The sequence below is a fragment of the Desulfosporosinus cupriresistens genome (assembly GCF_001707885.1).
Classification (GTDB): Bacteria; Bacillota; Desulfitobacteriia; order Desulfitobacteriales; family Desulfitobacteriaceae; genus Desulfosporosinus.
This window is the reverse complement of the sequence record NZ_MASS01000013.1, coordinates 21,891-44,462: the sequence shown is the minus strand read 5'-3', so window position 1 is coordinate 44,462 and position 22,572 is coordinate 21,891. Positions and strand designations below refer to the sequence as shown.

Sequence of the window (22,572 nt, the reverse complement as noted above, 5' to 3'; positions counted from 1 at the left end):
GGAGTTGGATCATGAAATTAGAAATGGGTTCTTTTAAGGTTAAACAAATTATATTTACTGATAGAACATGCTTAAATAATGGGGTATTAGAAATCCATCGTGAAGAGTTGATTGCCTCCCTTTTGGAGGATAAGACCTTTTCCGAAGCTGGTATTGAAATTGTCTCTCCTGGAGAAAATGCCCGGATTGTTCACGTGGTCGATGCGGTTGAGCCACGGTTCAAGGACGGCGACGCGGCACCTTACGCAGGAGTGGCCTCCCCGGTTGGACAACTGGGTCACGGGACAACCTATCGGATGGAGGGCGTTGCTGTGCTCACTTCCTGTGAATTTCCCCTTATCCGACATGGAGGGTTGAATATTGTGAGGGACAGCGTCCTGGATATGATGGGACCGGCTGGACCCATTACCCCATTTAGTTCAACAATTAATGTGGTATGTACTTTGAAATTACAGCCGGGAATGGATGAGGACCAGTACGAACAGTCGGTAAGAATTGCCGGAATTAGGGCAGCCCGGTATTTGGGTAAAGTTCTGCGAGGTCAGGTTCCGGACAGCATCAATACATATACTTTGGAGGGAGCAAAGGATGGTCTCCCTAAAGTAGCCTACATTTACCAGGTCCACTCGGTGGGACTTAACCTAAGTAGTTTCTTTTACAACATGCGCTTTGACAATTTACTTCCGATAGTTGTTCACCCCAATGAAATCCTGGATGGCGCTGTGGTTGATGGTAATTGGAGCCACCCCAATGTTAAAACACCTACCTGGTTTCATACGAATAACCCTTTAATCAAGGAATTATATCAAAGACACGGGAAATCCCTAAATTTTGTTGGCGTAGTGTTATTTCGAGGACGTTTCGAGGAAATGGAGGGTAAAAAACGCTGTGCCAATCTCGTTGCAGCATCAGCTCAGTTATTAAACGCTAATGGTGTCGTGGCTAGTTGGGAAGGGGATGGTAACGCTTTTATCGAAACAATGTTGAGCCTAAAGGCTTGTGAAGAGAAAGGAATCAAAACGGCGTTGATGACCTTTGAGCACGGTGGGGCTGAAGGCGTTGACGACCCCTTGTTTTACAGCGAGTCTGAAGTTGATGCTATTGTAAGCTTAGGAAGCTGGGACCCTCCTATAACCTTGCCTCCTGTGGATAGGGTAGTTGGAGGTGATTACCTGCGGATCAGTCCAGAGCAGGGGGGAATCAATTTACCTGCTAAAGATGAAATAAAACTGGTAGATCGGTTGGAATACTTTACAGCTGCCAATGAATTGGGCTTCTCTAAACTTAGTTGTGACCAGTTTTAAACGTTTGAACAAAAATCAATGAGAATTTGCAAAGTTTAGTGATTTGGAAATGCGAAAAGGAAAAGTTGATCAGTTTCAGATTTAGTCTTAAACCAACTGAATAGGGAAATCCGGCAGGATGAGCGGGCGTACTTAAAAAGGAAGGTACGTCCGCCTTTTTCCAATATCCTGGAAGGGAATAAACAAATCACGCGGAAATATTAAAGGGATAACTCGAAAAATAGGATTAGGAAGATCCACGGCTTCTAAGGAACAGTTAATACTTTATTAATATCTTGTTAAGAAATAATCAAGAGCATTAGGATAAAATATACATAGAAAAATGCCTCAATAACCATAGCACTACCTGCGGCCATGCCTATCTAGAGGTGCCTTCTAAATGTTGAGAATCATTTCAACGTTACTTATAAATGGTCGAAAAGAATTGGTCGAATAAAGTGAGTATGATTGGTAAGTTTGATGCGTTAAACAACAGTTTGGCTGAACGTCCTAAAAATATAATACTAAACGAGGTGTGTAATGCTTAAAAAAGTTTTAACAGTGTGGATTATCATCATGGTTTTTACTTTAACAGGTTGCTCTCAAGAAACGAACTCTCAAGAAACGAAAATCGAGAATGAGGAAATATCAAAGGAACTAACAATTGTAAATCAGACAGCACAGAAAAAAGTCAACGAGATGAAAAATTCTGCGGTACCTAATTTCGAAGAAATATATAAGAATACAGTTGAGATAGATGTCAATTTTGACTCAGAGGGTATGTTTCGTACATATAAAGCAAAAATCGCAGATAACAAAATGCTGTCAGATATTTTAACGATGATTGGCAAAAGCCAATTAATAAAGGACGAATCAAAAATCAAAAAGATGAGTGGTATGGCAACAAAGAACAATAGTTTGATACTTGTAGCAGGAAATGGGAGCAAAAAGGAAATCAAATTTGCCTTTGATGACCCAGCCTTTGCAGTGGGGTATTTGGAAATTGATGATCAGAAGTATGACCCTGGTTTTAGTTTTTTTAGGTATATTAAGGACTTTACAGAATATAGACAGTTTGATCCAAACATAGACAATCAGGTTGAAGAATTATTTAAAAAATATAATTGGACGATTGACTATCGAGTCAATACAATGAATGAGACACTCCCGTCTAACCTCAAACACGATGCGGGAGAGTATCCTGTGAAGATATACTGGGCTTACAATAACGAACTTTCTAAAAATATCGGCCTGGACTATAGTGAATACCTAGGGAAGGAAGTAGAGGTTGATATTTACAGGCTTAGGGAGCCCTTGCCTGATTATATGAATCCAAGAATGAATTCACGAGGAATCGTTTTGCAATACAATAATAAAATCGTTGGAGCATATATAGATGCGGGGAGACACGACTGCTTTGCCTGCTCACTTGATAGAAAAAGCTTAACAGATATCACCAATAACGAATGGGATCATTGGATTAGTGACTATATCAATTATAATAATGAACTAGAAATAGAATTATCTAAAATGAAACCAGAGGACATCATCAAACAATATTATAAAGCGATAAATAGCCATGATCAAAAAATGCAGTTTGCCTGTTTGACTCGCCAGAATCTATGTAATTATTTGTCTACAAATATGGATAATAATCTGCTAATGAACGCTGGTTATAATAATGTTTATATGGATGGCGAACAGAATGTAAAATCAGCAAAATTTATTAGTTCGCGAGAAATAAGCGGCTTGGGTAATCCAAAGGGGGCTGTGGAGTATGCAGCAACAGTAGATTTCAAATTTAAAAAAGAGATTACTTCAAACAGCGGGAAGCAACCCAGATTTATTATTCTGAAAAAGGAATCGGATAAAAGCGGTTGGAGGATTGATAGTGAAGGAACAGGACCTTAAATAATAAGCTGCCGAGAGGCTGTGAGTCAGATTTAATGGCTCTTACTGGGGTGTGAACATTTGAAGACAAAAAGCAAACCAAATTGATAGTGACCAGCTAAAATAACAGCAATATCTGCTTGGGTACGGGGCGCTGGCATTGCAATGTTAGCATTTAACAATGCGTACCGATTTAGGGATCTGGTATATAAACAAATATTTAAGTCCAACGAAGAAGATATCAGGCCCCAACTGCTTGTTACTATCGGAAGTTGGATATTACTGATCGGGATAATTATTATTGCCATTGCTTCTCAACAGAAAGCAGAAGAACCTGGGTTAAAATCTATACTTGGTTAGAAGCTATCAGATTTAAAGGATGACCCAAGCAAACAGAAATTGCTTGGGTTACTTCAATCCCTTTTTTCATGTGTGCTATGCTATGTTCAAGCGATTAAGTAGAAAAACCGAGGTAATCAGTCCTCGGTTTTTTGTCGCCGTAGAGGAAAATTTGTCTTAAGAAAAATCATAATTAGGTATTGACACACCAGTAAAAAATAAAGATAATAAAAATATACACATTGTGTAATTACACCCAATGTGTATTAAATATCTACATTAACATTGGTTTTTTGTAAGAGAACAAATACAGAGGAGGCGTAGTGTGGAAGCAAGAGATATACCGGTCGAAGGCAGGGTCGAAAGAAGGAAAAAGGAAACACAGCAAAAGATTATTAAAGTAGCGATGGATTTGTTTCAAAGCCAGGGATTTAGCAATACAACTATGGAGCAGATAGCTGAAGAAGCCGATATTGCAAGGAAAACTCTATACAATCACTTTCCTGTTAAAGAGGCTATTGTCGACGACTATGTCAGAGGCTTTTCCAAAGAATTTGCACAGCAGGCCTTGGCCACACTGCCTGGCTTCCCTGATACAAGGTCGCGTCTGCTAAATACATTGGACAATATATATGAACAGGTAGAAATTAACCCGGAGCTTATAGGAATTAGCTTAGGCTATCGTTTCAAAAACATGTCTCAGGGGGCAGGATACGAAAACGGCGGTACCCATAGCCTTCTTGCCGAGGTTATTAAATTAGGCCAGGAGGCAGGTGAAATCAGGCAAGATATCTCGGCTAAACTGTTGGTCAAACAATTAGACTTTCTGCGCGGCTTTATTGTAATGGAGTGGTTGAATGACTCATCAAAGATAGAACTGCGCAAAGAGATAGCTAATATGGTCGATCTATTCTTAGAGGGAGCCAATTTCAGAGGAGGGTCCAAGATATAATTCCGTACAGGCAATATATAGTTTGAGGGGAGTGGTTTAAGTGATTAAATTCACAGAAAAATACTTTTTAACGTGGGATGAAGCTTTCCAGTGTGGAAGACAAGAGGTCGGCGGCAAGGGCTGGAATTTGGGACGTCTAGCTCAATACGGCTTTAAAATCCCCATGGGAGGGGTCCTTGCTACCCGTGCTTACGATGAGTTTATCAAGCACAACAGATTAGAGGACAAGGTTAAAAACATTTCTGAATCAGTAACTTTCGGCAACATAGAGGAACCTGAAAACCAGGCCAAATTGCGTCAATTAAGGGAAAAAATCAAAGCGGGCTTTATACCTCAGCTTATCATGGAAGAATTAAGAACCATGCTCGACAGCCTGGGGATTCTTGAAAGACCAATGGCCGTAAGATCGTCCGCTTCAGCGGAAGATTCCGCACAGGCATCCTTTGCGGGGATCCATGAATCGTTTCTAAATGTCCGTGGTTTGAGTAATATCCTTGAATCTATCAAAGGGTGTTATGCCTCACTGTGGTCTAATCAGGCTATAGTATACCGCAGGAAACTAATGATCAGTGATGATGAGGTAGTTACTGGGGTGGTCGTGATGGAGATGGTGGACGCCCAAGCTGCCGGAGTCGGTTTTACCTGTGATCCCCAAACCGGACGGCGGGATATTTTGGTTATCAATTCTAATTTTGGTCTGGGCGAAAGCGTTGTAGCGGGCAATGTGGAGCCGGATACATATTATCTGGAGGCCAATCCAACGTGTGCAGTGCCACAGTTAATTGAACGAAAAACTGGGCGGAAAGAAGGAGTGACCTGTCTCAAAGAGGGTGGAGGAACTCAATTTGTGCTGACCACAGAATATTTTACCAGACAGGTGTTGTCGGATGAGAAAATTGAGAAGTTGGGCTTAATTCTTTTAAGGGTTTTCGAAGCTCTGGGGCATTGTGATCAGCACCAGGATGTGGAATGGGTTTTTGACGGTCGGGATTTTGTTTTAGTTCAGGCCAGACCGGTAACTTCCTTACCCCGTAAGACCTTTGATGCTTTAAAGAACCAAGCTGACATCTGGTCCAACGGAAACTATAGGGATGCCGTGCCAATGGTTCTATCACCACTCAATCGTCGTTTAGCGATTAATACCATCGATACAATTCTCAAATTAAATTTTACCGAAACCGGTTATCGCTTGCCGGAAGGATTACAATTCTCCAGGTTTTTCAACGGCCGTCTGTATTGTAATCTATCGGCGCTGCAATGGGCTATGTTTGATGTGATGGGGACATTGCCAAGTGCCTTTAATGTTGGATGGGGAGGCCACCAGCCGGAAATTGAGCTAAAGGACCCCAAACCTTATGAAGGGCTTATTGGCTTGCAAAGATTAGAGCGTGGAAAAAAATACATGGATTTAGTTAAAACGGCAATGAAGAATGCCTCGACAATTCATGCGCGGGTTGAAGGTTCCGTCAACCACCTGACCAAAGATGGATTTGGGCATTTAGCAGATAAGGATTTTATTCAACTATATAATGATCTTGGTAAGATTTCCGGAGGATTTGCCGGGGAGTTCTCCTTTTTAAGCGGAGCGGCTTCTATGGCCATATTTGGGCTGACTCAAATCCTCATGGAATATTTCGCTTACAGGACCCCGATGATTATCAATGGCTTAATGGTTGGTGGAACGGCGGACATAACCAGCGCAGATCACGGCTACAAACTTGTAGAATTGGCCGAAATTGCTCGCCAGGATAACGATGCTGTTCAATTTCTAACCGGCTCAGCCTTTGACCCGATGGGCTGGGAAGTATTACCTGAACGATCACCTTTTAAGCAGGCCTTCCGGGAGTTTTTAAAAGACTACGGGCACCGGGCAGTCTACGAGCTGGATATCATTAACCCCAGGTGGAAGGAAGATCCTTCTTATCTAATGGACATTATACGTAGTACACTAAAAACTGCTGATCTGGCTAAATTGAAGGCCAAGCAAAAGGAAAAATTCGAACAAGCTTGGCGGGAAATTGAAAATAAAGTACCCTCTAATATGCATAGTTCGATTAAGAAATTAATTAGGGAAGCTCAGGAAGGAGCTGCCGTGCGGGAAAAGAGCAAATCGGTGATGGCCGAAGTGATGGAGGCTTACCGGATGATAGCCCAGGAGGTGGGTTCGCGTTTCTGCGAACGGGGTATTATAGAAAAACAAGGCGATATTTACTTCTGTACCTGGCCTGAGCTGGTAACGATATTAATGGGCGAATGGGAAGGTGACGGGCTCCGGGCACTGGTTGCCGAACGAAAGATCTTCATGAGTGAAATGGAGGCCATTGCACCGCCTGATGTTATTATGGGAGATACTCCTAAGTATTCGGAACCTGCTGCCCGGACTTCCGGTAATTTCTTGGCAGGCGTGCCTGTTGCCGCCGGAAGAGCCTCCGGTACAGCCCGGTTGATCCATCATCCGGATGAAGGAAGGAGGTTGCAGCCGGGTGATGTAATGGTAGCGCCATCCACTGATCCGGGGTGGACGCCGTTGTTTTTAAAAGCCAGTGCGGTGATCATGGAAACCGGAGGTTTCTTATCCCACGGGGCCATTGTGGCTAGGGAATATGGCATTCCCGCTGTGGTGAATATACCTGGAGTCATGCGAGTCATTAAAGAGGGCTGGAAAGTAGATGTCGATGGGGATGAAGGTAAAATATTTCTACATTAACTAACAAATAACCGTCCATTTTCTTTGTTTCGGGTTGAATCGGATAGAACCTTGTAGCATTCCTCCTACTTGAGTGGGAGGAATCTTGCTTTTTCATCGAGTCAAACTGGAAATTCGGAAAATTATCGTCGCGTTTAATAAGCGAAAACGCTTAAATATTGGGAATATTTATTGAGGATGCATTATGGTATCATTTGTATTATGATATCATTTATGGAGAGAGGAGCGTAGGAACAGTGTATTTGCGCATATCATTTATCGATCGTGTCGGCATTGTCTATGATATTACGTCGATTTTGACGAAGCGTGAGACTAATATTGTATCAATGGAAGTGGAAGAGGGCGTCGTATTTTTGGAGTGCCAGACTGTTCTCCAAGACCAACGTATCGGGTTTATTCAAGAACTGAGTAGCATAAGTGAGGTGCAAAAAATAGAGGAAATTTCCTTTATGCCATCAAAAGGACGAGCTGAACAACTAGATGCCATCTTAACCTCTGTACATGATGGCATTTTAGCTGTTAATCAGGATGGTATTATTACACAATGCAATCCCGCGGCAGTTCGTATGCTTAGGTTGTCGGCTCAGCAGGTTCAGGGACAACCTTTAGGATCTACGCTCTTTAAAAATTTGCTGATACAAGAAACTCTCCAAACTGGTTGTCAGCATAACAATCGGGAAGTATTCATTGCCTTAGATCATGGTTATTGTGTTGTCAATACCATACCTCTAAGGAATAAAAGTGGTGATGTGGTTGGTGTGGTTGCAGTAATTAGGGATACTCAGGATGTAAGGAACTTGATGCGTAGTATGACAACTTCTTTACCGATGACCTTTGACGACATTCCTTTTGCCAGTCCAGTCATGGAACAGGTGCTGGGACAAGCTCGCCGCTATGCTGCAAGTGACTCAACGATACTCATTAACGGCGAAACAGGAACAGGTAAGGAATTATTTGCCAGAGCCTTACATAGTGCTTCAGGAAGGGCTAATGCTGCCTTTGTACCTATTAACTGTGCGGCCATTCCGGATACGTTGCAGGAAAGTGAACTGTTTGGGTATGAAGAAGGCGCTTTTACTGGGGCGGTCAAAGGAGGTAAGCCGGGGCTATTTGAACTAGCCAATGGCGGAACTTTATTTCTTGATGAAGTGGGAGACGTATCTGCTCATTTACAAGTGAAGTTGCTGCGTGTACTGCAGGAACAACGCGTACGGCGGGTGGGGAGCAACAAGGAAGTAGCCGTTGATGTGCGGATTATTGCTGCTACTAACCGTAATCTGGAGGATATGGTGGCAGATAAGACGTTTCGAGAAGATTTATATTATCGACTGAATGTGATCTCCTTGGTAATACCGCCTCTGAGGGAACGATTTGAAGATATCCGATTGCTCAGTGAACTTTTTCTAAAACATTTTGCCGACAAATTACAGCGTTCGGTAAAGGGGTTTTCTCCCTTGGCCTTACAACGCTTAGAGGGTTATAATTGGCCAGGTAATGTGCGGGAATTAAAAAACATCATTGAGCGGGCAGTGAATCTGGTTGACGGCGCCGAAGTACAGTTAGAGCATATATTTTTAGGTCGTCGGTTATCTGGCTCATCGACAGTGCCAAATTTAGTACAGTTTGAAACATATCAGACATTAGAAGAACGCTTAGGGGAAATAGAGCGCGTTATTCTACAGGAAACCGCACTGCGTTTCCCATCATCCAGGCGTATGGGGGCGGTACTAGGACTGTCTCATACAGCAGTACTAAAAAAAATGCGCAAATATGAGTTGTCTTTAAAATAGTAACTCGTTCAGCTAAGTTGAATAAATACAAGCAGCATCTCTAATTTGAGGGTTCTGCTTGTATTTATTTTGGAAACTTTTCGTAACAGTGGAATCATCTTTGGAAACGGAAGTTTACAGAACAAACAGATAATTATAGTTAATTCAGACAGAATGGGCGTTGGAGAATTGGCACGCTTCTTGCATTAATAAGTCGACAGGAAGATAAAGGTGGATTTAGAGAACCGCAAACAGTGTATGATGCAAGAAGAAATAAGGGGGATTAATCATGATTATTGGTGTTGTAAAGGAAATTAAAAACAATGAAAACCGTGTAGGGCTGACTCCAGCAGGCGCAGAAGATTTGTGCAGAGCAGGGCATACAGTATTAGTTGAGCATAGTGCCGGCTTGGGCAGTGGTTTTTCAGATGAAAGTTATACTGAAGTTGGCGCAACCATCATTGATGACAAGAAAGAGTTATTTGATCGTTCGGAAATGATTATCAAAGTGAAAGAACCATTAGCTGCGGAATATGATTTATTTCACGAAGGGCAAATCTTATTCACATACTTGCATTTAGCACCTGAGGCTGCGCTTACTAAAGCAATGCTGGAGAAAAAGGTCATTGGCATTGCTTATGAAACCATTGTAGGACGGAATAATACCTTGCCTCTCTTATCCCCTATGAGCGAAGTTGCGGGCCGTATGGCAGTGCAAATTGGCGCACAAATGCTAGAAAAACCTTGGAATGGCAAAGGTATCCTCTTAGGTGGCGTACCTGGCGTAGAATCAGCCCAAGTTGTCATTATTGGTGGTGGTGTTGTAGGCACCAATGCAGCTAAAATGGCTGTTGGTATGGGTGCCCGGGTTACGATTATTGATAACTCAGGCGACCGTCTTGCTTATCTGGATGATATTTTTGGTGGTAGAGTCACGACGGTCATGTCCAACAGTTATAATATCGGAAAGTGGGTTGCAAAAGCTGATCTTTTGGTCGGGGCAGTGCTGATTCCTGGTGCTAAAGCTCCTAAGCTTGTGAGTGAAGAAATGGTCAAATCCATGGAAGCTGGTTCGGTGATTGTTGATGTAGCCATTGACCAAGGCGGTTCTATTGCGACCATTGACCGGGTCACCACTCATAGCGATCCTACCTATATGAAGTATGGTGTAGCGCATTATTCAGTTGCCAATATGCCTGGCGCAGTGTCGCGTACTTCCACCTTTGCTTTAACGAATGCTACACTCCCATATGCTTTGAAAATCGCCAATAATGGTTGGCACCAAGCTCTTAAGGAGGATGCTGGATTAGCACGTGGGCTTAATGTTTATAATGGCCAGGTAACCTTTAAGGCTGTAGCTGATGATCAAAATCTACCTTATACACCAGTAGAAGAAATCCTGGCTCAGAACCCAGAAAAATCATTGCCTGCAGCAAGATAATTAGTGATAAGAATACTAAGGCTTGAGCCACACACTGACCAAGGCGGAAGTCTTAGCTCTTCTTTACTTGCCGTGGGAAACTTCGATATAAGTTTTAATCTTTGTAAATCAGTTTGATTAAAAAACATGCTCACGTTTGTATCATGGGTATGTTTTCTTTTTCAGGGGAGTTATCAGAAAAAATAGAAAATACTGGCTATAAAATCGAATAACTGGAGGCGTAAGTTTGTGGAAAACAATAATGCATTGCATGAGGATTTACACCGTGGCTTAGAAGAACGTCATATTCAATTGATTGCACTTGGTGGGGCTGTTGGTGTAGGGTTGTTCCTTGGTTCTGGCGCCGCGTTAAAAACTGCTGGTCCATCAATATTGTTTATGTATTTCTTGGCAGGTATCGTTATGTTTTATATTATGCGGGCGCTGGGCGAAGTAGCCGTTGAATATCCGGTTTCTGGTACGTTTAGCGCACACGCGAATACTTTCTTGGGACCACTTAACGGTTATATTACTGGCTGGACTTACTGGTTTATGTGGGTGGTTACGTGTATGGCAGAAATTACTGCAGTGGGGGTTTATGTTCATTACTGGTTGCCTGAAGTTGCTCAATGGATTCCTGCTTTATTGGCTCTTGTTATCATGACAGGTGTTAATTTAATTAGTGTTCGTCTCTTTGGTGAATTTGAGTTTTGGTTTGCCCTGATAAAAGTTGTAACGATTATTGCCATGATTATTGCTGGTGCAGCCATGATTTTCTTAGGTATCGGCAATGGTGGTATAGCAATTGGGATTTCCAATCTGTGGTCACATGGTGGTTTCTTCCCACATGGTGTCACTGGTATGTGTATGTCTCTGGTTATGGTCATGTTCGCATATTTAGGTATCGAATTGATTGGCGTTACAGCAGGTGAAGCTAAGAACCCAGAAAAAACATTGCCTGCGGCTATCGATAAAGTATTTTGGCGGATTTTGATTTTCTATGTTGGCTCGTTGTTTGTTATTATGTCTTTATATCCGTGGGATCAAATCGGTACCATTGGTAGCCCCTTTGTTTTAACCTTCAGTAAGATTGGAATACGGTCAGCTGCTGGAATTATTAATTTCGTGGTGCTGACAGCGGCGCTGTCTTCTTGTAACAGCGGGCTTTTTAGTACAGGACGGATGCTTTATAATTTGTCACTCCAAGGTAAGGCGCCGGTGATGTTTAGTAAATTGAATAATCAGAGTGTTCCCAAAAATGGTATCTTAGTGTCAGCTGCGTTCTTGTTGATTGGTGTAGTGCTTAATTATCTGGTTCCTGCACAAGTGTTTACCTATGTTACTAGTGTAGCTACTTTCGGTGCACTCTGGATATGGGGAGTCATTTTGATGATTCAACTGAAATATCGGGAAAGCTTGACTGCTGAGCAGATTATAAAGATTAAGTATCCTATGCCTCATTCTCCCGTATCAAACTGGGTATGTATGCTTTTCTTGGCTCTTGTCGCGGTGGTCATGTTCTTTAATGAAGGTACCCGCATTGCCCTATATATTGCCCCAATCTGGTTTGGTCTTTTAGTTGCTTCATATTATGGATTCGGCATGAAAAAGGTGACGCGCGTAATAGCCCCTGCAGCTACTAAGCCCAGTGTCCCTGCAAAGCGATGATAACCATAACAAAAATTAATTCCATTAAAGTCAAAACACCTAATACAACATACCATATTGTGTTAGGGCCTCTTAAGCTGTTTCAAACGCTTACATACAAATTGTGGGCCGTTATCAGTTGGGTGGTTTGGAGAGCATCCTTTTCAAATAGTTGGCGTTTCACAATGTCCTTTGGACTAGCTGAGCTGATATACCGAGAGAGAGACCGCATTAATTTGTAGGTTTTCTCTCGGTATAGAAAATATACGTAACAAGCCCTAGAAAGGTAATTTGTTTATTGTTGGCGAATCAGCTTCCCATTAGGCTAAGTGGAAGTTATGACAAACCAGGATAAAGGCGCAAAAAGTAGGATAATGGGAAGCGGGTGTCTAATACTTATGTATGGATGAAAGTGGAGAGGAGTGTTTCAAATTTATAAGTATATTTATGTAGAATCGAAGGCAGCAGGCTATTTCTCATTTGGTAAACATAGGAAGATGATCGATGAATATAGTAAAGAAGGCTGGAGATTTGTCACTGCTATCCCAACAGTCTTTAATATTGTTGGGGTTATTAAAAAATATGATTTAGTATTTGAAAAGGAAGAATAAAGGTTCCCTAGTCATCTGTAATGAGCGGAAAAAGTACGTTATTCTTAAACCATGACTCAATGTAGGATAATGTAAAATAATTTTATATCGATGTAATAACCGTTAGATTTTTGCCATAAGAGGAGGGATATATAGTGCTAAGTGGTGGAGGTATCAAAATGAAAAAGCTTTTTTGGGTACTTGCATTGTTGTTATCGTTAAGCTTTATAGGCTGTAGTTCAAAACCTAATGTCCAAGTTGACCAATCAACCGTCCCTAGTGGAGAGTCGGTTGTACCTGTTGAAAAATCAAGTACCACAAGTGTTGGGACGGTGAGAAATCAGGTAAAAAGTAATTTGCAATATTCATTAGACCTAACTCATAATATATCCATGATGAAATTTATGATAATAAATAACTCATCTGAAAATATTGAACTAGTATTTCCCAATACCCATACATTTGATTTCATATTGACAAAGGACGGAAATGTAGTATTTGACGATTATAAAGATAATCCAAATGTTGCTAAAAATAATTGGGAAACTCATCAACTACTAAAAGCTAATGGAGATATAAATTATGTTGGGCAAGGCTATGACGTTTGGTATGAAAGTCTAACGAAGAAGGTTAGTAATGGAATTTATAACTTCGAGTTTTATTCTACATCAGAAAAGCTAAAAGATGTTCCTCACTTAAAAGGGCAATTAGAAATAAAAAATGGAAATGTAAATGTCAATAGTATCCGACTTAATTGAACCTCGCCGTTCCAATCAGTAGTCATGCCCAAGATATCCCGGTAAAATGGCGGGGGGCAATGCAAGTAACAACTTGATTTACCATGGTTGAATGATGAGAAGGGACATCACGGCTAGTGAAGTTGGTGGAGCTTATATCCTGTATGATATAATTAATCGATGTACTTGAGTATTAAAGACGCTAGGAGTTCTGTCTACATGAATTTAAATGAACTGAAGAAAATTCCACTATTAAGAACTTTAAGCGATGAACAATTGGAAATTCTTCAAGGCAATGCCCGGGAAAGAGATTATAAAAAGAATAAAAATATCTTTGAACCTGATAGCAAGGACAATTTCATCATGATCGTGCTGGAAGGTAAAGTACGCATTTATCTTGCCTATCCAGATGGAAAAGAATTTACCGTCGCCTTTTTAGAACAAGGTGATATTTATAGCAGTCATTCCAAAACCTTCGCCGAAGCGAGAGAAGCTACCAAGATCTTAACAATCAATGCTCAGGCTTTTCATCTTTTTATGCTTAATAACCCTGCCATACTCATTAGTATGGTTAAGGCTTTAGGAGACAGCTTAGGGAATACACTGCGTATTATTGAAAATCTGGCTTTCCTGGATATCGATAAACGTCTAGCTCGCTTTTTACTGGATGCAGCCAAGGAAAAGGGAGTTGTTGGACAAGAGGGCACGTTTATCAATCTAGGTTTATCGGTGGAAGATATAGCCCTAGCCGTTGGGAGTTCTCGGCAGACCGCTTCCATGCTCTTGAATCGCTGGGAAAGGGATGGGGTTATAAGACGTAATCGCAAAACCGTGTTTTTGTTGAATATGCTAAAGTTGCAAGAATTGGGAGGAAGAACAGAATAGATTTATATTGTCGAAAAAGTATGAAAACCGTCAGATATTTGATGGTTTTTTTATTTGTAATGCCCTAAGATGATTGTCAGAGAAGAGAAACTTTTTCGACAAGGAGAGGATACGATGTCAAGACAAGTATTAATTACTGATCTTTCAATGGATACCGGAGTTCAGGAATTATTAGTGAAAGCAGAACAAGAAAATATTGAGACAGCTTTTCAAAGGGCGAAGGAGCAAGAGCCCCATTGTAAATTTGGCTTAACGGGTGTTTGCTGCCGCCGTTGTCTTCAAGGGCCCTGCCGAGTGACCTTTAATGGGAATAAAGGGGTAAAACGTGGAGTTTGTGGGGCTACAGCAGACCAGATTGTGGCTCGTAATTTACTGTCACTGATTGTGGAAGGCACGACTCCTCACGTAGAACATGCTCGGGAGATCCTGCACACCCTTTTAGAAACCGCTGAAGGGAAAGCTCCCTATGAAATTAAGGGGAAAGAAAAACTTATCAGTATTGGCAAGAAACTGGGATTAACAGTGGATGGCGTAGAGTTAGATAAATTAGCCCAGGAAGTTGCTTTAATCGCTTTACAAGATTTTCAACAACAATCCGGAGTGTCTCACTGGCTACGTCTTCGGGCCCCAGACCAATCGATTGAAACCTGGGAAAAACTGAATATATTGCCCTCCAACGCTCATTTAGAAATAGCCAATGCCATTAATAAAACGGCTATGGGCTGTGAGAGTGATCCGGTTAGCCTTTTATTGGAAATTATGAAAATGGGATTAGTCGAAGGATATGATGGCTTGCATCTTTCTACGGATCTCCAGGATATTTTGTTTGGTACGCCACGGCTTGTCAAAACCCAATACAGAATGGGTGTTATTAAAGAGGATTATGTAAATATTGCCGTGCATGGTCATATTCCAATGGTCTCGGAAAAGATCCTGGAGTGGAGCCGAAAGTTAAATAATGAGGCCAAAGCATTAGGGGCAAAAGGAATTAACATTGTAGGGATTTGTTGCAGTGCTAATGAACTTTTAATGCGTCAAGGGGTTGCCGTAGCGACAAACTATGCGAGTCAGGAATTAGCGATTATTACCGGTGCCTTAGAGGCCATGGTGGTCGATGCTCAATGTATCATGCCTGGCCTGGTTCAAGTGGCGCAATGCTATCACACAGAACTTATTTCCACCTTGCCCAATATTAAGATAGAAGGAGCAAGCCATGTGGATTGGACACCGGAAGATGCCGATAAAATGGGAGAGGAGATTGTCCGTCGAGCTCTTGCCCACTATCCGGAGAGAGACCAATCTAAAGTCCAGATTCCAGGAGATACCGTAGAAGCCTACGCAGGTTTTTCCGTTGAGCAGATTGTGGAGCTTTTGGCCGCTTTAAATGGGCCAGATCCTTTACTCCCCTTGATAGAAGCTATTGCTCAAGGTGATATCTTAGGAGTTGTTGCTATTGTCGGCTGCACAAATCCTAAAGTAAAACAAGACTGGGCTAATACGGAAGTGGCCAAAGAGCTTATGAGAAATAATGTATTAATTGTTGCTACCGGATGTTCAGCTCACTCCTTAGGGAAAAATGGCTTATTGTCCCCTGATGGCTTGCAATATTGCGGTGAAAAACTAGCCAATGTTCTGACAGCCATTGGGCAAGCAAACGGTTTACCGGCCTTACCTCCAGCTCTTCACATGGGAAGTTGTGTTGATAATTCCAGGATTGATGATTTGCTGGTTGCATTAGCCAATAGAATGGGTGTAGCTGTGAGAGAATTACCCGTGGCAGGCTCCAGTCCTGAAAATCATAGTCCCAAAGCCTTATCGATTGGAACCTTCTTTATCGCTCAGGGAGTGGATGTTCACATCGGGGTTAATGCACCTATTACCGGTTCACCGCTGGTAGAACAGGCCCTTACAGCGAATAAAGGCGAGTTTTCCGTGACTACCGATGAGCTTTTCGGGGGAAAACTAATTTACGAAGCGGACCCAATTCAGGCTGCCCAAACAATGATTGCTCGTATTATGCAAAAACGCAAGGCTTTGGGACTTGTTTGTCCGGAAATTAAGGAAAGTGCCGTAAAATAAAGGACAGGGTGAGTATTATGAGGGAGAAAAGCATTAAGATTGCCATCTCTGGTAAAGGTGGCGTGGGTAAAACGACGTTGTCATCACTATTATGCTATCTGTACGCTCGAGATGGACAGAGAGTTCTGGCGGTAGATGCTGACCCTGATGCCAATTTAGGAACGGCTCTAGGATTTCCCCCAGAATTGTTAGCCCAGCTAACTCCTATTTCTGAAGAACGAAAACTGATTAAAGAACGTACCGGAGCTGAACCGGGAACGATTGGAGCCATTTACAGTCTCAATCCCCGGGTAGATGATATTCCAGATACCTATGTTGCAGAATATCGAGGGATTAAACTTCTCCGGATGGGGTCGATTACCCAAGGAGGAACCGGCTGTGCCTGCCCGGAAAGTACCCTCTTAAAAAGTCTCTTGGATCATATTGTCATGGAAAGAAACGAAATTGCTATTCTGGATATGGAAGCAGGACTGGAACATTTTGGGCGGGGGACAGCCAGGGGTGTGGATGCGTTTATTGTTGTGGTGGAACCTGGGCGACGCAGTATTGAAACAGCCCATGCGGTGGTAAAACTCGCCAATGACTTAGGGGTCAAAAAAGTCTATGCAGTCGTAAACAAAGTGCATGAAGGACAACTCGCCGAGATCGAACAGGTGATTGATTTTCTGCCGATTTTAGGGCATTTCCTCTATGATCCCGTTGTTGTAGATGCTGATTTTTATGGCAAAAATCTGTTTGATCTTAGCAAAAGTTTTGTTCAAGAAGCTGAAAAGATAAAAGATAAAATTGATTCGTTTCTTAGGTAGAAAACCGACCTTAGAACAAGACCTCCTTCTGTAGACTATAACCGTCTACAGAAGGAGGTCTTGTTTACTTTCCCTGAACCTAGGACTTACGTCGGCGATGGGAATGAGTATGCCATTTTAGGGGCTTTTCTGCTCGTTTACGCAAGTTGTTGATTAATAAGAAGGCAAATGCTCCCATCAGATAGAGTAACTTGGTGGCCAAGCTCTCTTGTCCGTTACTCAAAAGGATACTATATCCTATTCCAGTAGATGCCAATAAAACAGTCCACATCAGACGGTTTGCCAAGGTTTCTTGAAACCTCAATTGCCGAAGAATCGGCCCCATCTCGACCTTGACTTGGATGTCACCGGTACGAAAGTCCCTTAGAGTCTTTTCCAGCAAGGGTGGAATTTCCACGCCGGCTAGAGCTACAGTCTTTGCCTTTTGCCAAACCAATTGTAACGGCGTGAAGTCTTGACCAAGAACTTGCTTAGCATAAGGCTTAATCACGGATAGGATATTCATGTTGGGGTCTAGTCCCGCTGCGATCCCGGACAGAGTACCAACGGCTCTGCCTAAGAAGGTATAGTGGGCAGGAATTTGAAACGGTTCGGAATATATGAACTCCCGCAATTCCCCAAGAAACTTGTCAATCTGTAAGTTCCCTAATTCCTCAAATTGAACCCCTTTAAGCTCGGCCAGGAAAATGGTGATTGCTTTTTGCAGGCTCAAGAGGTTAGCGGCAGGCTTGATAAACCCCATTTCTTGCAGGGCCTGGGACAACTCTTCAGGATCACTGTTGATTACTCCACTGATCAGTTTGCGAACGGATCGTTTGTTGGCATCGGTAATCCGTCCTACCATCCCAAAATCAATAAAAATGATTCCGCCGTCCGGTCTCACAAACAAATTCCCGGGATGCGGATCAGCATGATAAAATCCATGGATTAATGCTTGCTTTAAGTAAGCATCGACTAAGGTTCCCGCTACCTTTTCAGGTTCAAGTCCTGCGGCCAGCAAACCGGCTCGGTCGGTAACCTTATATCCGTCGACAAACTCTAAGGTTAAAACCCTCTGCCTGGAGTATTTCGGATAAACAGCCGGCGCTGAAATCAGCGGATCGCCCTGGAAATTAACCCGAAAACGTTCCAGATTAGCCAATTCCTGTTGGTAGTCCAGTTCTTCTCGGAGCGTAGCGCTAAATTCAGCATAGAGGTCGTCAAAATCCGTGTACTTTTCCCACTTGGTAAAAACTTTTAACATCCAGATCACGCCCCGGAAGGCTGTCAGATCAATGTTAATAATTTCCTCAATACGGGGACGCAAGATTTTTACGGCGACAACTTCTCCGGAACGCAAGACGGCCCGGTGTACCTGTCCCAGGGATGCTGCGGCGATATGCTTGTCCCCAAACTCGGCAAAAATAGTTTCCACCGGAGCGCCAAGTTCAGTGGAAATCACGTGCTTGATTTGGTCAGTTCTCACGGGCGGCACTTCATCTTGAAGCAGGGCTAGTTCTGAGGTATATTCTACGGGCAGTACATCTACTCGGGTGCTAAAAAACTGCCCGACTTTGATCAGTAATCCTTCTAAGTGAAGGGCAGTTTCACGGAAACGAATCGCCTGGTTACGATAAAGTTGGGGTAGCCGAGCCTCCTGGCGAGGACCATGTAACTTGCGCAAAAGTTTATACCAGGCGATTTCCAGGAGAAAGCCAGTAAACAAGTGCAGAATCGTCACTGTTCGACCTACTTTTGAGTGGGATGCCATAAGTGTTGCCTCAACTCCTGTAAAGTTATCTATTAGCACCTTTGAATCTAAGAAGCTTGATTTTGTTATTTAAACTCTTAATTTAATATACCATAGGTTCATAGGCAAACAACTTTAGATTACCCCTAGGGCAATTATTTTAGTATGCTAACCCATGCCCATAAAATTAATACACAAGTATTAAAATCAGATACCCCAGGGAAATCACTGCGCGCAATATTTGCAGTCTTCCGTGCAGCGGCCGCTTTTCCAAATATACGTCGAAACCGGGAAAAAATGTTTGGTACAATGTATATTGTTTATAAGGGGCTGCCCTGAAAACGATCCAAGGGTAGCCCCCGTTTCAGGAGCAATTATTTATACAAGTTTTTAGACCATTCATTATTATCAAATAGTACTTTACCATCTTTATCACTGACAATTGCATTGATTAATTCCAATTTTTCTTGCGGGAAGGGAATCAGAAAGGCAATATGATGATCAACCAATGTCGTTGTCGTTATGTTATTTTCGTAACAGCATTTCACCGAGTAAGCATGCTTCAACATATCAAAGTCGTTAATGATCACCTCAGAAAACCCAATATAGCCCTGCACTGATTCGTGATTACTGCAACCGATGGATACAGGTACAATATCTGAGTTATCATCTCCACTGCCGCCACCACAATTGATGATATTCTCAGCCTGATCAGATGACAGTAGGATTGTTTTTGTCAGCTTACGTATGCTTTCCGGGGTATTTATTTTTTCCTGATCACTTAGTAATTCTCTTTCAACTTTATAGAGCACTACCGTATACTTGCCAATGTTTTGGACAGCCAGCGGTGATATAGAATTTTCTTCCAGATATTTTTGGAGCTGGGCCTCTGAGAGCGAAGAATAGTTCTTTTCGCTTTCCCCGGTATTATTTAAGGCAATAGCTTTACCTTGTACGGTGTCGGTTTTATCAATCGCCCAGCCTTGATTGTAAGCAATCGTATAGAGATAATTAATTCCGTCAACTTTTTTGGCAAGGATATAGCCACTCTTGCCATCCTGTTTCAGATAAACGCTGGGCTTGATATCCCCGTAGCCCTGGGTTCTTCTGACCTGATTCAAAACACCCAACATGGTAGAAGCATAGGGATCTTCTTGTTGACCATATAGGGGCTTTTCATCCACCTTATTTAGATCTTCCAAAGAAAGATTGAATGAATCAGCAATATCCTTTTCCACATCCTGCATGAAATTGCTTGACTGAACGATCGTTTTTTGTGATGAGTAGGGTGAATTTGCCGATGTCTTGGCATTCGTCAGCAATACAGCACCTAAGACAATAATGAGCGCAAGAGATAATCCAGACCATCTATAGGAATACTTGCTAAATAATGATATCATTTTTATCCTCCTTTTTAGGTGGGATTTGCCTCCAATCATGCCAATAGTGCCATAAGCATTTTTCTGAGAACAGTCTTCCAGCAGTTTAATGATTAACCATCCGTAGTCGTCAGCATGGTTGGCACCTATTCTGGACAAGACATAGGCGTCACAAGCTATTTCAATGTCTTCACGCCAACAATAAAATGCATACCACAAAACCGGATTGAACCAGTGAATAATCTGCATTATTCCTATTAAGCAATTTATCCATATATCTTTTCGTTTAAGATGAGCCAGCTCATGCAAAATGATATATTTGAGTTCATCATTCGTAAGCTTGGTTTCAATGCCTGCAGGCATCAGCAGCTTGGGCCGGATGAAACCGCTGACAGAAGGTGTTTTATAGTTATCCGGTTGGAGGACGATGATGTTGCCTGATAAACCCAGACTGTTTTGACAGGATGTAATAAGAGCTAAGATATTCTCATCAGAGCAAAGCTTGTAACTTTTTAGTTGGCGTATGAAGCGCCTCCCTTTCAACAAAGTGTAAGAACCGAAGATCGTCGCTCCCAACAGCCAAACAGTACAGAGGTAAATATCAAGGTTACTACTGCTGTTTGCTAAGCCAGAGCTGCCTCGAAGATTATTCTCGTATACACTGTTATGTAAATCCGGTCGATTACCGTAATTATTTGGCAATAATACTGGATCATCAATATGTTTAAGCGGTTCAGCCATGATGACTTCGTGAGGTACATCAGAAAAAAATCCTAAAAGATTGAACGCACTGAAAGAGCACTCCGGAGCATATGGCAGCAATAAACGTATCAATACCAGAAACCAGACATAGTAATGCCATTTTACATTCAATTTATTTCTAAATACTAGTTTAAGTAAAATAATAACAATCGCCAGTAGGCTGGCCAAGGCTGATGAGAAAAGCATCCATCTGAAAGCCGGCAGCAAAAAACTCAAAATAATCCAATCCTCTCCTCAAGTTGTTTTTTTCTTTGTCTTTTCCTCAAGGATTTGTTTTAATTCGGCGATATCCTGTTGAGATAATTCACATTCACGAATGAAATTAGCAAGCAAAATATTAGGTGAACCGTCAAAAACGCGTTGTAAAAATGAGTGACTCTCCGCCTTGACACACTCTTTTTCTGCAATTAAAGGATAGTAATGATAGGTTTTTTTATCCTGTTGGTCGATTTTAAATCCCAGGACCTCTTTCTTGAGCAGCCGGTTAATAAGCGTCTTGATGGTTTTGGAGCGCCAGGCAGTAACTTCAGATAAATAGTCAACGACCTGATTAGCTGTACAAGGTGCTTTAGCCCATATTATTTTCATAACCTGCCATTCAGCATCCGATATCTGCGGTAATTGAGACATATCCAGTCTACCTCCTATTACTTTTGTAATCCATATAGGAACATATTACAAGAGTAATAGGTATTTGTCAAATAGTTCTTATTAGGTCTAAGGGGAGCATCCGTGCAGCCGAGAATTGCAGCCAATGCAGACTGGGAATGTTTTAACTGGCTACCTGATGTTATCATCATCGCAGTAATGATGATTTGTCCAGTCGGGAAAGGCCCATTCGGTTATCACAGATATATTCGGCACAATGATTATAAATATGATATATAGGTATGTACCCAGCGAATTTCATGGTTCGGAAGAAAATAGTACCCTGGGCAGAATGGGCAACATTAAGGGTATCTAACAGGTAAGTCCCTTGTCGTTTTTTACCCCAAATACTCATTGGGGGCTGGTGCTGCCGGAACATTTAAGTTCGAAATACCACTTGATTCGATAAAGGACAAATTGAAAATAGAAACATCAAAAATACGATTGTTCTAAGAGTGTTATTTAAGAAGAATTGAGTAGCAGACTTACTAGATAATGTAGAGCCAGTGAGTGACCTTAAGGCCCGCTCGCCAACACTCGCTTATGGGGTATATTGCTAAGGTATTGACAAAACTCCAATAGAGGATTACTATTGATTCGACAGATATCGAAGTATAAAAATAACCTTAGGGGCTATAAGAGTGGATACTAAAAAAGTTGCCAAGATATTTAAAGCACTTTCGCATCCAAATCGATTAGAATTGTACCTGAAAATTGCCGAAGCACACGAGGCTGGTTTTCAAAGCGGGTCTGAATGTTTTATTACAGACATCATCGATTGCCTGAACATTGGTGCGCCAACAATTTCGCACCATATAAAGGAACTCGCGAATGCTGAGCTGATTACCACTGAAAAAAGGGGCAAATTTTTAGTTTGCAAGATCAATGAAGAACTCGTTGACGAAGTTAGCAGGATGTTGACATTAAAACATAAATAGTCAACTGCGGCT

Annotated in this window: 18 protein-coding genes and 1 pseudogene; 16 read left to right on the top strand and 3 right to left on the bottom strand. The window is 41.9% G+C overall.

Going from position 1 to position 22,572, the window contains the following annotated elements; genetic code table 11:
* Positions 1-11: 11 nt before the first annotated feature.
* The 13 genes from DSBG_RS07390 to DSBG_RS07330 all read left to right on the top strand — a co-directional run bounded on the left by DSBG_RS07390 (position 12) and on the right by DSBG_RS07330 (position 17,104).
* Positions 12-1,304, top strand: coding sequence for a glycine/sarcosine/betaine reductase component B subunit (locus tag DSBG_RS07390; protein ID WP_068963525.1), 1,293 nt, complete (start codon positions 12-14; stop codon positions 1,302-1,304).
* A 519-nt stretch (positions 1,305-1,823) separates the two neighbouring features.
* The gene (locus DSBG_RS07385) at positions 1,824-3,194 is read left to right on the top strand and encodes a DUF4830 domain-containing protein (protein ID WP_068963524.1); all 1,371 of its coding nucleotides are present in this window, start codon (positions 1,824-1,826) and stop codon (positions 3,192-3,194) included.
* A gap of 144 nt (positions 3,195-3,338) precedes the next feature.
* Positions 3,339-3,533, top strand: a complete 195-nt coding sequence (locus DSBG_RS07380) for a hypothetical protein (RefSeq protein WP_068963523.1) — start codon at positions 3,339-3,341, stop codon at positions 3,531-3,533.
* 304 nt (positions 3,534-3,837) lie between these two features.
* Positions 3,838-4,464, top strand: a complete 627-nt coding sequence (locus DSBG_RS07375; RefSeq protein ID WP_068963522.1) for a TetR/AcrR family transcriptional regulator — start codon at positions 3,838-3,840, stop codon at positions 4,462-4,464.
* A 40-nt stretch (positions 4,465-4,504) separates the two neighbouring features.
* Positions 4,505-7,171, top strand: coding sequence for a PEP/pyruvate-binding domain-containing protein (locus DSBG_RS07370; RefSeq protein WP_141694258.1), 2,667 nt, complete (start codon positions 4,505-4,507; stop codon positions 7,169-7,171).
* A 236-nt stretch (positions 7,172-7,407) separates the two neighbouring features.
* A complete protein-coding gene (locus tag DSBG_RS07365) occupies positions 7,408-8,961 on the top strand; it encodes a sigma 54-interacting transcriptional regulator (protein WP_068963521.1) in 1,554 nt (517 codons plus the stop codon).
* Between the two features lie 268 nt (positions 8,962-9,229).
* Positions 9,230-10,381 carry an alanine dehydrogenase gene (ald, locus tag DSBG_RS07360; RefSeq protein ID WP_068963520.1) on the top strand — a complete coding sequence of 384 codons (1,152 nt, stop codon included), beginning with the start codon at positions 9,230-9,232 and terminating at the stop codon, positions 10,379-10,381.
* 228 nt (positions 10,382-10,609) lie between these two features.
* Positions 10,610-12,028, top strand: a complete 1,419-nt coding sequence (locus tag DSBG_RS07355; RefSeq protein ID WP_068963519.1) for an amino acid permease — start codon at positions 10,610-10,612, stop codon at positions 12,026-12,028.
* 401 nt (positions 12,029-12,429) lie between these two features.
* The gene (locus tag DSBG_RS07350; protein ID WP_242877461.1) at positions 12,430-12,618 is read left to right on the top strand and encodes a DUF4177 domain-containing protein; all 189 of its coding nucleotides are present in this window, start codon (positions 12,430-12,432) and stop codon (positions 12,616-12,618) included.
* A 134-nt stretch (positions 12,619-12,752) separates the two neighbouring features.
* Positions 12,753-13,355: a BsuPI-related putative proteinase inhibitor gene (locus DSBG_RS07345; RefSeq protein WP_068963518.1), complete on the top strand. Its 603-nt coding sequence runs from the start codon at positions 12,753-12,755 to the stop codon at positions 13,353-13,355.
* Between the two features lie 198 nt (positions 13,356-13,553).
* On the top strand, positions 13,554-14,219 hold the full coding sequence (locus tag DSBG_RS07340) for a Crp/Fnr family transcriptional regulator (protein ID WP_068963517.1): 666 nt from the start codon (positions 13,554-13,556) through the stop codon (positions 14,217-14,219).
* A 114-nt stretch (positions 14,220-14,333) separates the two neighbouring features.
* Complete coding sequence (gene cooS, locus DSBG_RS07335) at positions 14,334-16,298, top strand: anaerobic carbon-monoxide dehydrogenase catalytic subunit (RefSeq protein ID WP_068963516.1); 1,965 nt, start codon at positions 14,334-14,336, stop codon at positions 16,296-16,298.
* A 17-nt stretch (positions 16,299-16,315) separates the two neighbouring features.
* Positions 16,316-17,104 (top strand): ATP-binding protein, encoded by a 789-nt coding sequence (locus DSBG_RS07330; RefSeq protein WP_068963515.1) that lies wholly within the window; start codon positions 16,316-16,318, stop codon positions 17,102-17,104.
* A gap of 79 nt (positions 17,105-17,183) precedes the next feature.
* Here DSBG_RS07330 and DSBG_RS07325 read toward each other — a convergent pair whose 3' ends face one another.
* The 3 genes from DSBG_RS07325 to DSBG_RS07315 form a co-directional block, all read right to left on the bottom strand.
* Complete coding sequence (locus DSBG_RS07325) at positions 17,184-18,854, bottom strand: ABC1 kinase family protein (protein WP_068963514.1); 1,671 nt, start codon at positions 18,852-18,854, stop codon at positions 17,184-17,186.
* A 353-nt stretch (positions 18,855-19,207) separates the two neighbouring features.
* Positions 19,208-21,190: a M56 family metallopeptidase gene (locus tag DSBG_RS07320; RefSeq protein WP_068963513.1), complete on the bottom strand. Its 1,983-nt coding sequence runs from the start codon at positions 21,188-21,190 to the stop codon at positions 19,208-19,210.
* 18 nt (positions 21,191-21,208) lie between these two features.
* A complete protein-coding gene (locus DSBG_RS07315; RefSeq protein ID WP_068963512.1) occupies positions 21,209-21,604 on the bottom strand; it encodes a BlaI/MecI/CopY family transcriptional regulator in 396 nt (131 codons plus the stop codon).
* Positions 21,605-21,706: 102 nt separating this feature from the next.
* Between DSBG_RS07315 and DSBG_RS22975 the strand changes: the two genes are divergently transcribed.
* The 3 genes and pseudogenes from DSBG_RS22975 to DSBG_RS07310 all read left to right on the top strand — a co-directional run bounded on the left by DSBG_RS22975 (position 21,707) and on the right by DSBG_RS07310 (position 22,560).
* Positions 21,707-21,862, top strand: coding sequence for a hypothetical protein (locus tag DSBG_RS22975; protein WP_176716208.1), 156 nt, complete (start codon positions 21,707-21,709; stop codon positions 21,860-21,862).
* Positions 21,863-21,943: 81 nt separating this feature from the next.
* Positions 21,944-22,075 (top strand): annotated as a pseudogene (locus DSBG_RS24290) (DUF3298 domain-containing protein); the annotation flags it as partial.
* A gap of 188 nt (positions 22,076-22,263) precedes the next feature.
* Positions 22,264-22,560 (top strand): ArsR/SmtB family transcription factor, encoded by a 297-nt coding sequence (locus DSBG_RS07310; protein WP_068963511.1) that lies wholly within the window; start codon positions 22,264-22,266, stop codon positions 22,558-22,560.
* Positions 22,561-22,572 lie beyond the last annotated feature (12 nt).

Coding starts and splice junctions, on each gene's coding strand:
- DSBG_RS07390 (WP_068963525.1), top strand. CDS start 12: ATGAAATTAGAAATGGGTTCTTTTAAGGTTAAACAAATTATATTTACT.
- DSBG_RS07385 (WP_068963524.1), top strand. CDS start 1,824: ATGCTTAAAAAAGTTTTAACAGTGTGGATTATCATCATGGTTTTTACT.
- DSBG_RS07380 (WP_068963523.1), top strand. CDS start 3,339: ATGTTAGCATTTAACAATGCGTACCGATTTAGGGATCTGGTATATAAA.
- ald (WP_068963520.1), top strand. CDS start 9,230: ATGATTATTGGTGTTGTAAAGGAAATTAAAAACAATGAAAACCGTGTA.
- DSBG_RS07340 (WP_068963517.1), top strand. CDS start 13,554: ATGAATTTAAATGAACTGAAGAAAATTCCACTATTAAGAACTTTAAGC.
- cooS (WP_068963516.1), top strand. CDS start 14,334: ATGTCAAGACAAGTATTAATTACTGATCTTTCAATGGATACCGGAGTT.
- DSBG_RS07330 (WP_068963515.1), top strand. CDS start 16,316: ATGAGGGAGAAAAGCATTAAGATTGCCATCTCTGGTAAAGGTGGCGTG.
- DSBG_RS07325 (WP_068963514.1), bottom strand. CDS start 18,854: ATGGCATCCCACTCAAAAGTAGGTCGAACAGTGACGATTCTGCACTTG.
- DSBG_RS07315 (WP_068963512.1), bottom strand. CDS start 21,604: ATGTCTCAATTACCGCAGATATCGGATGCTGAATGGCAGGTTATGAAA.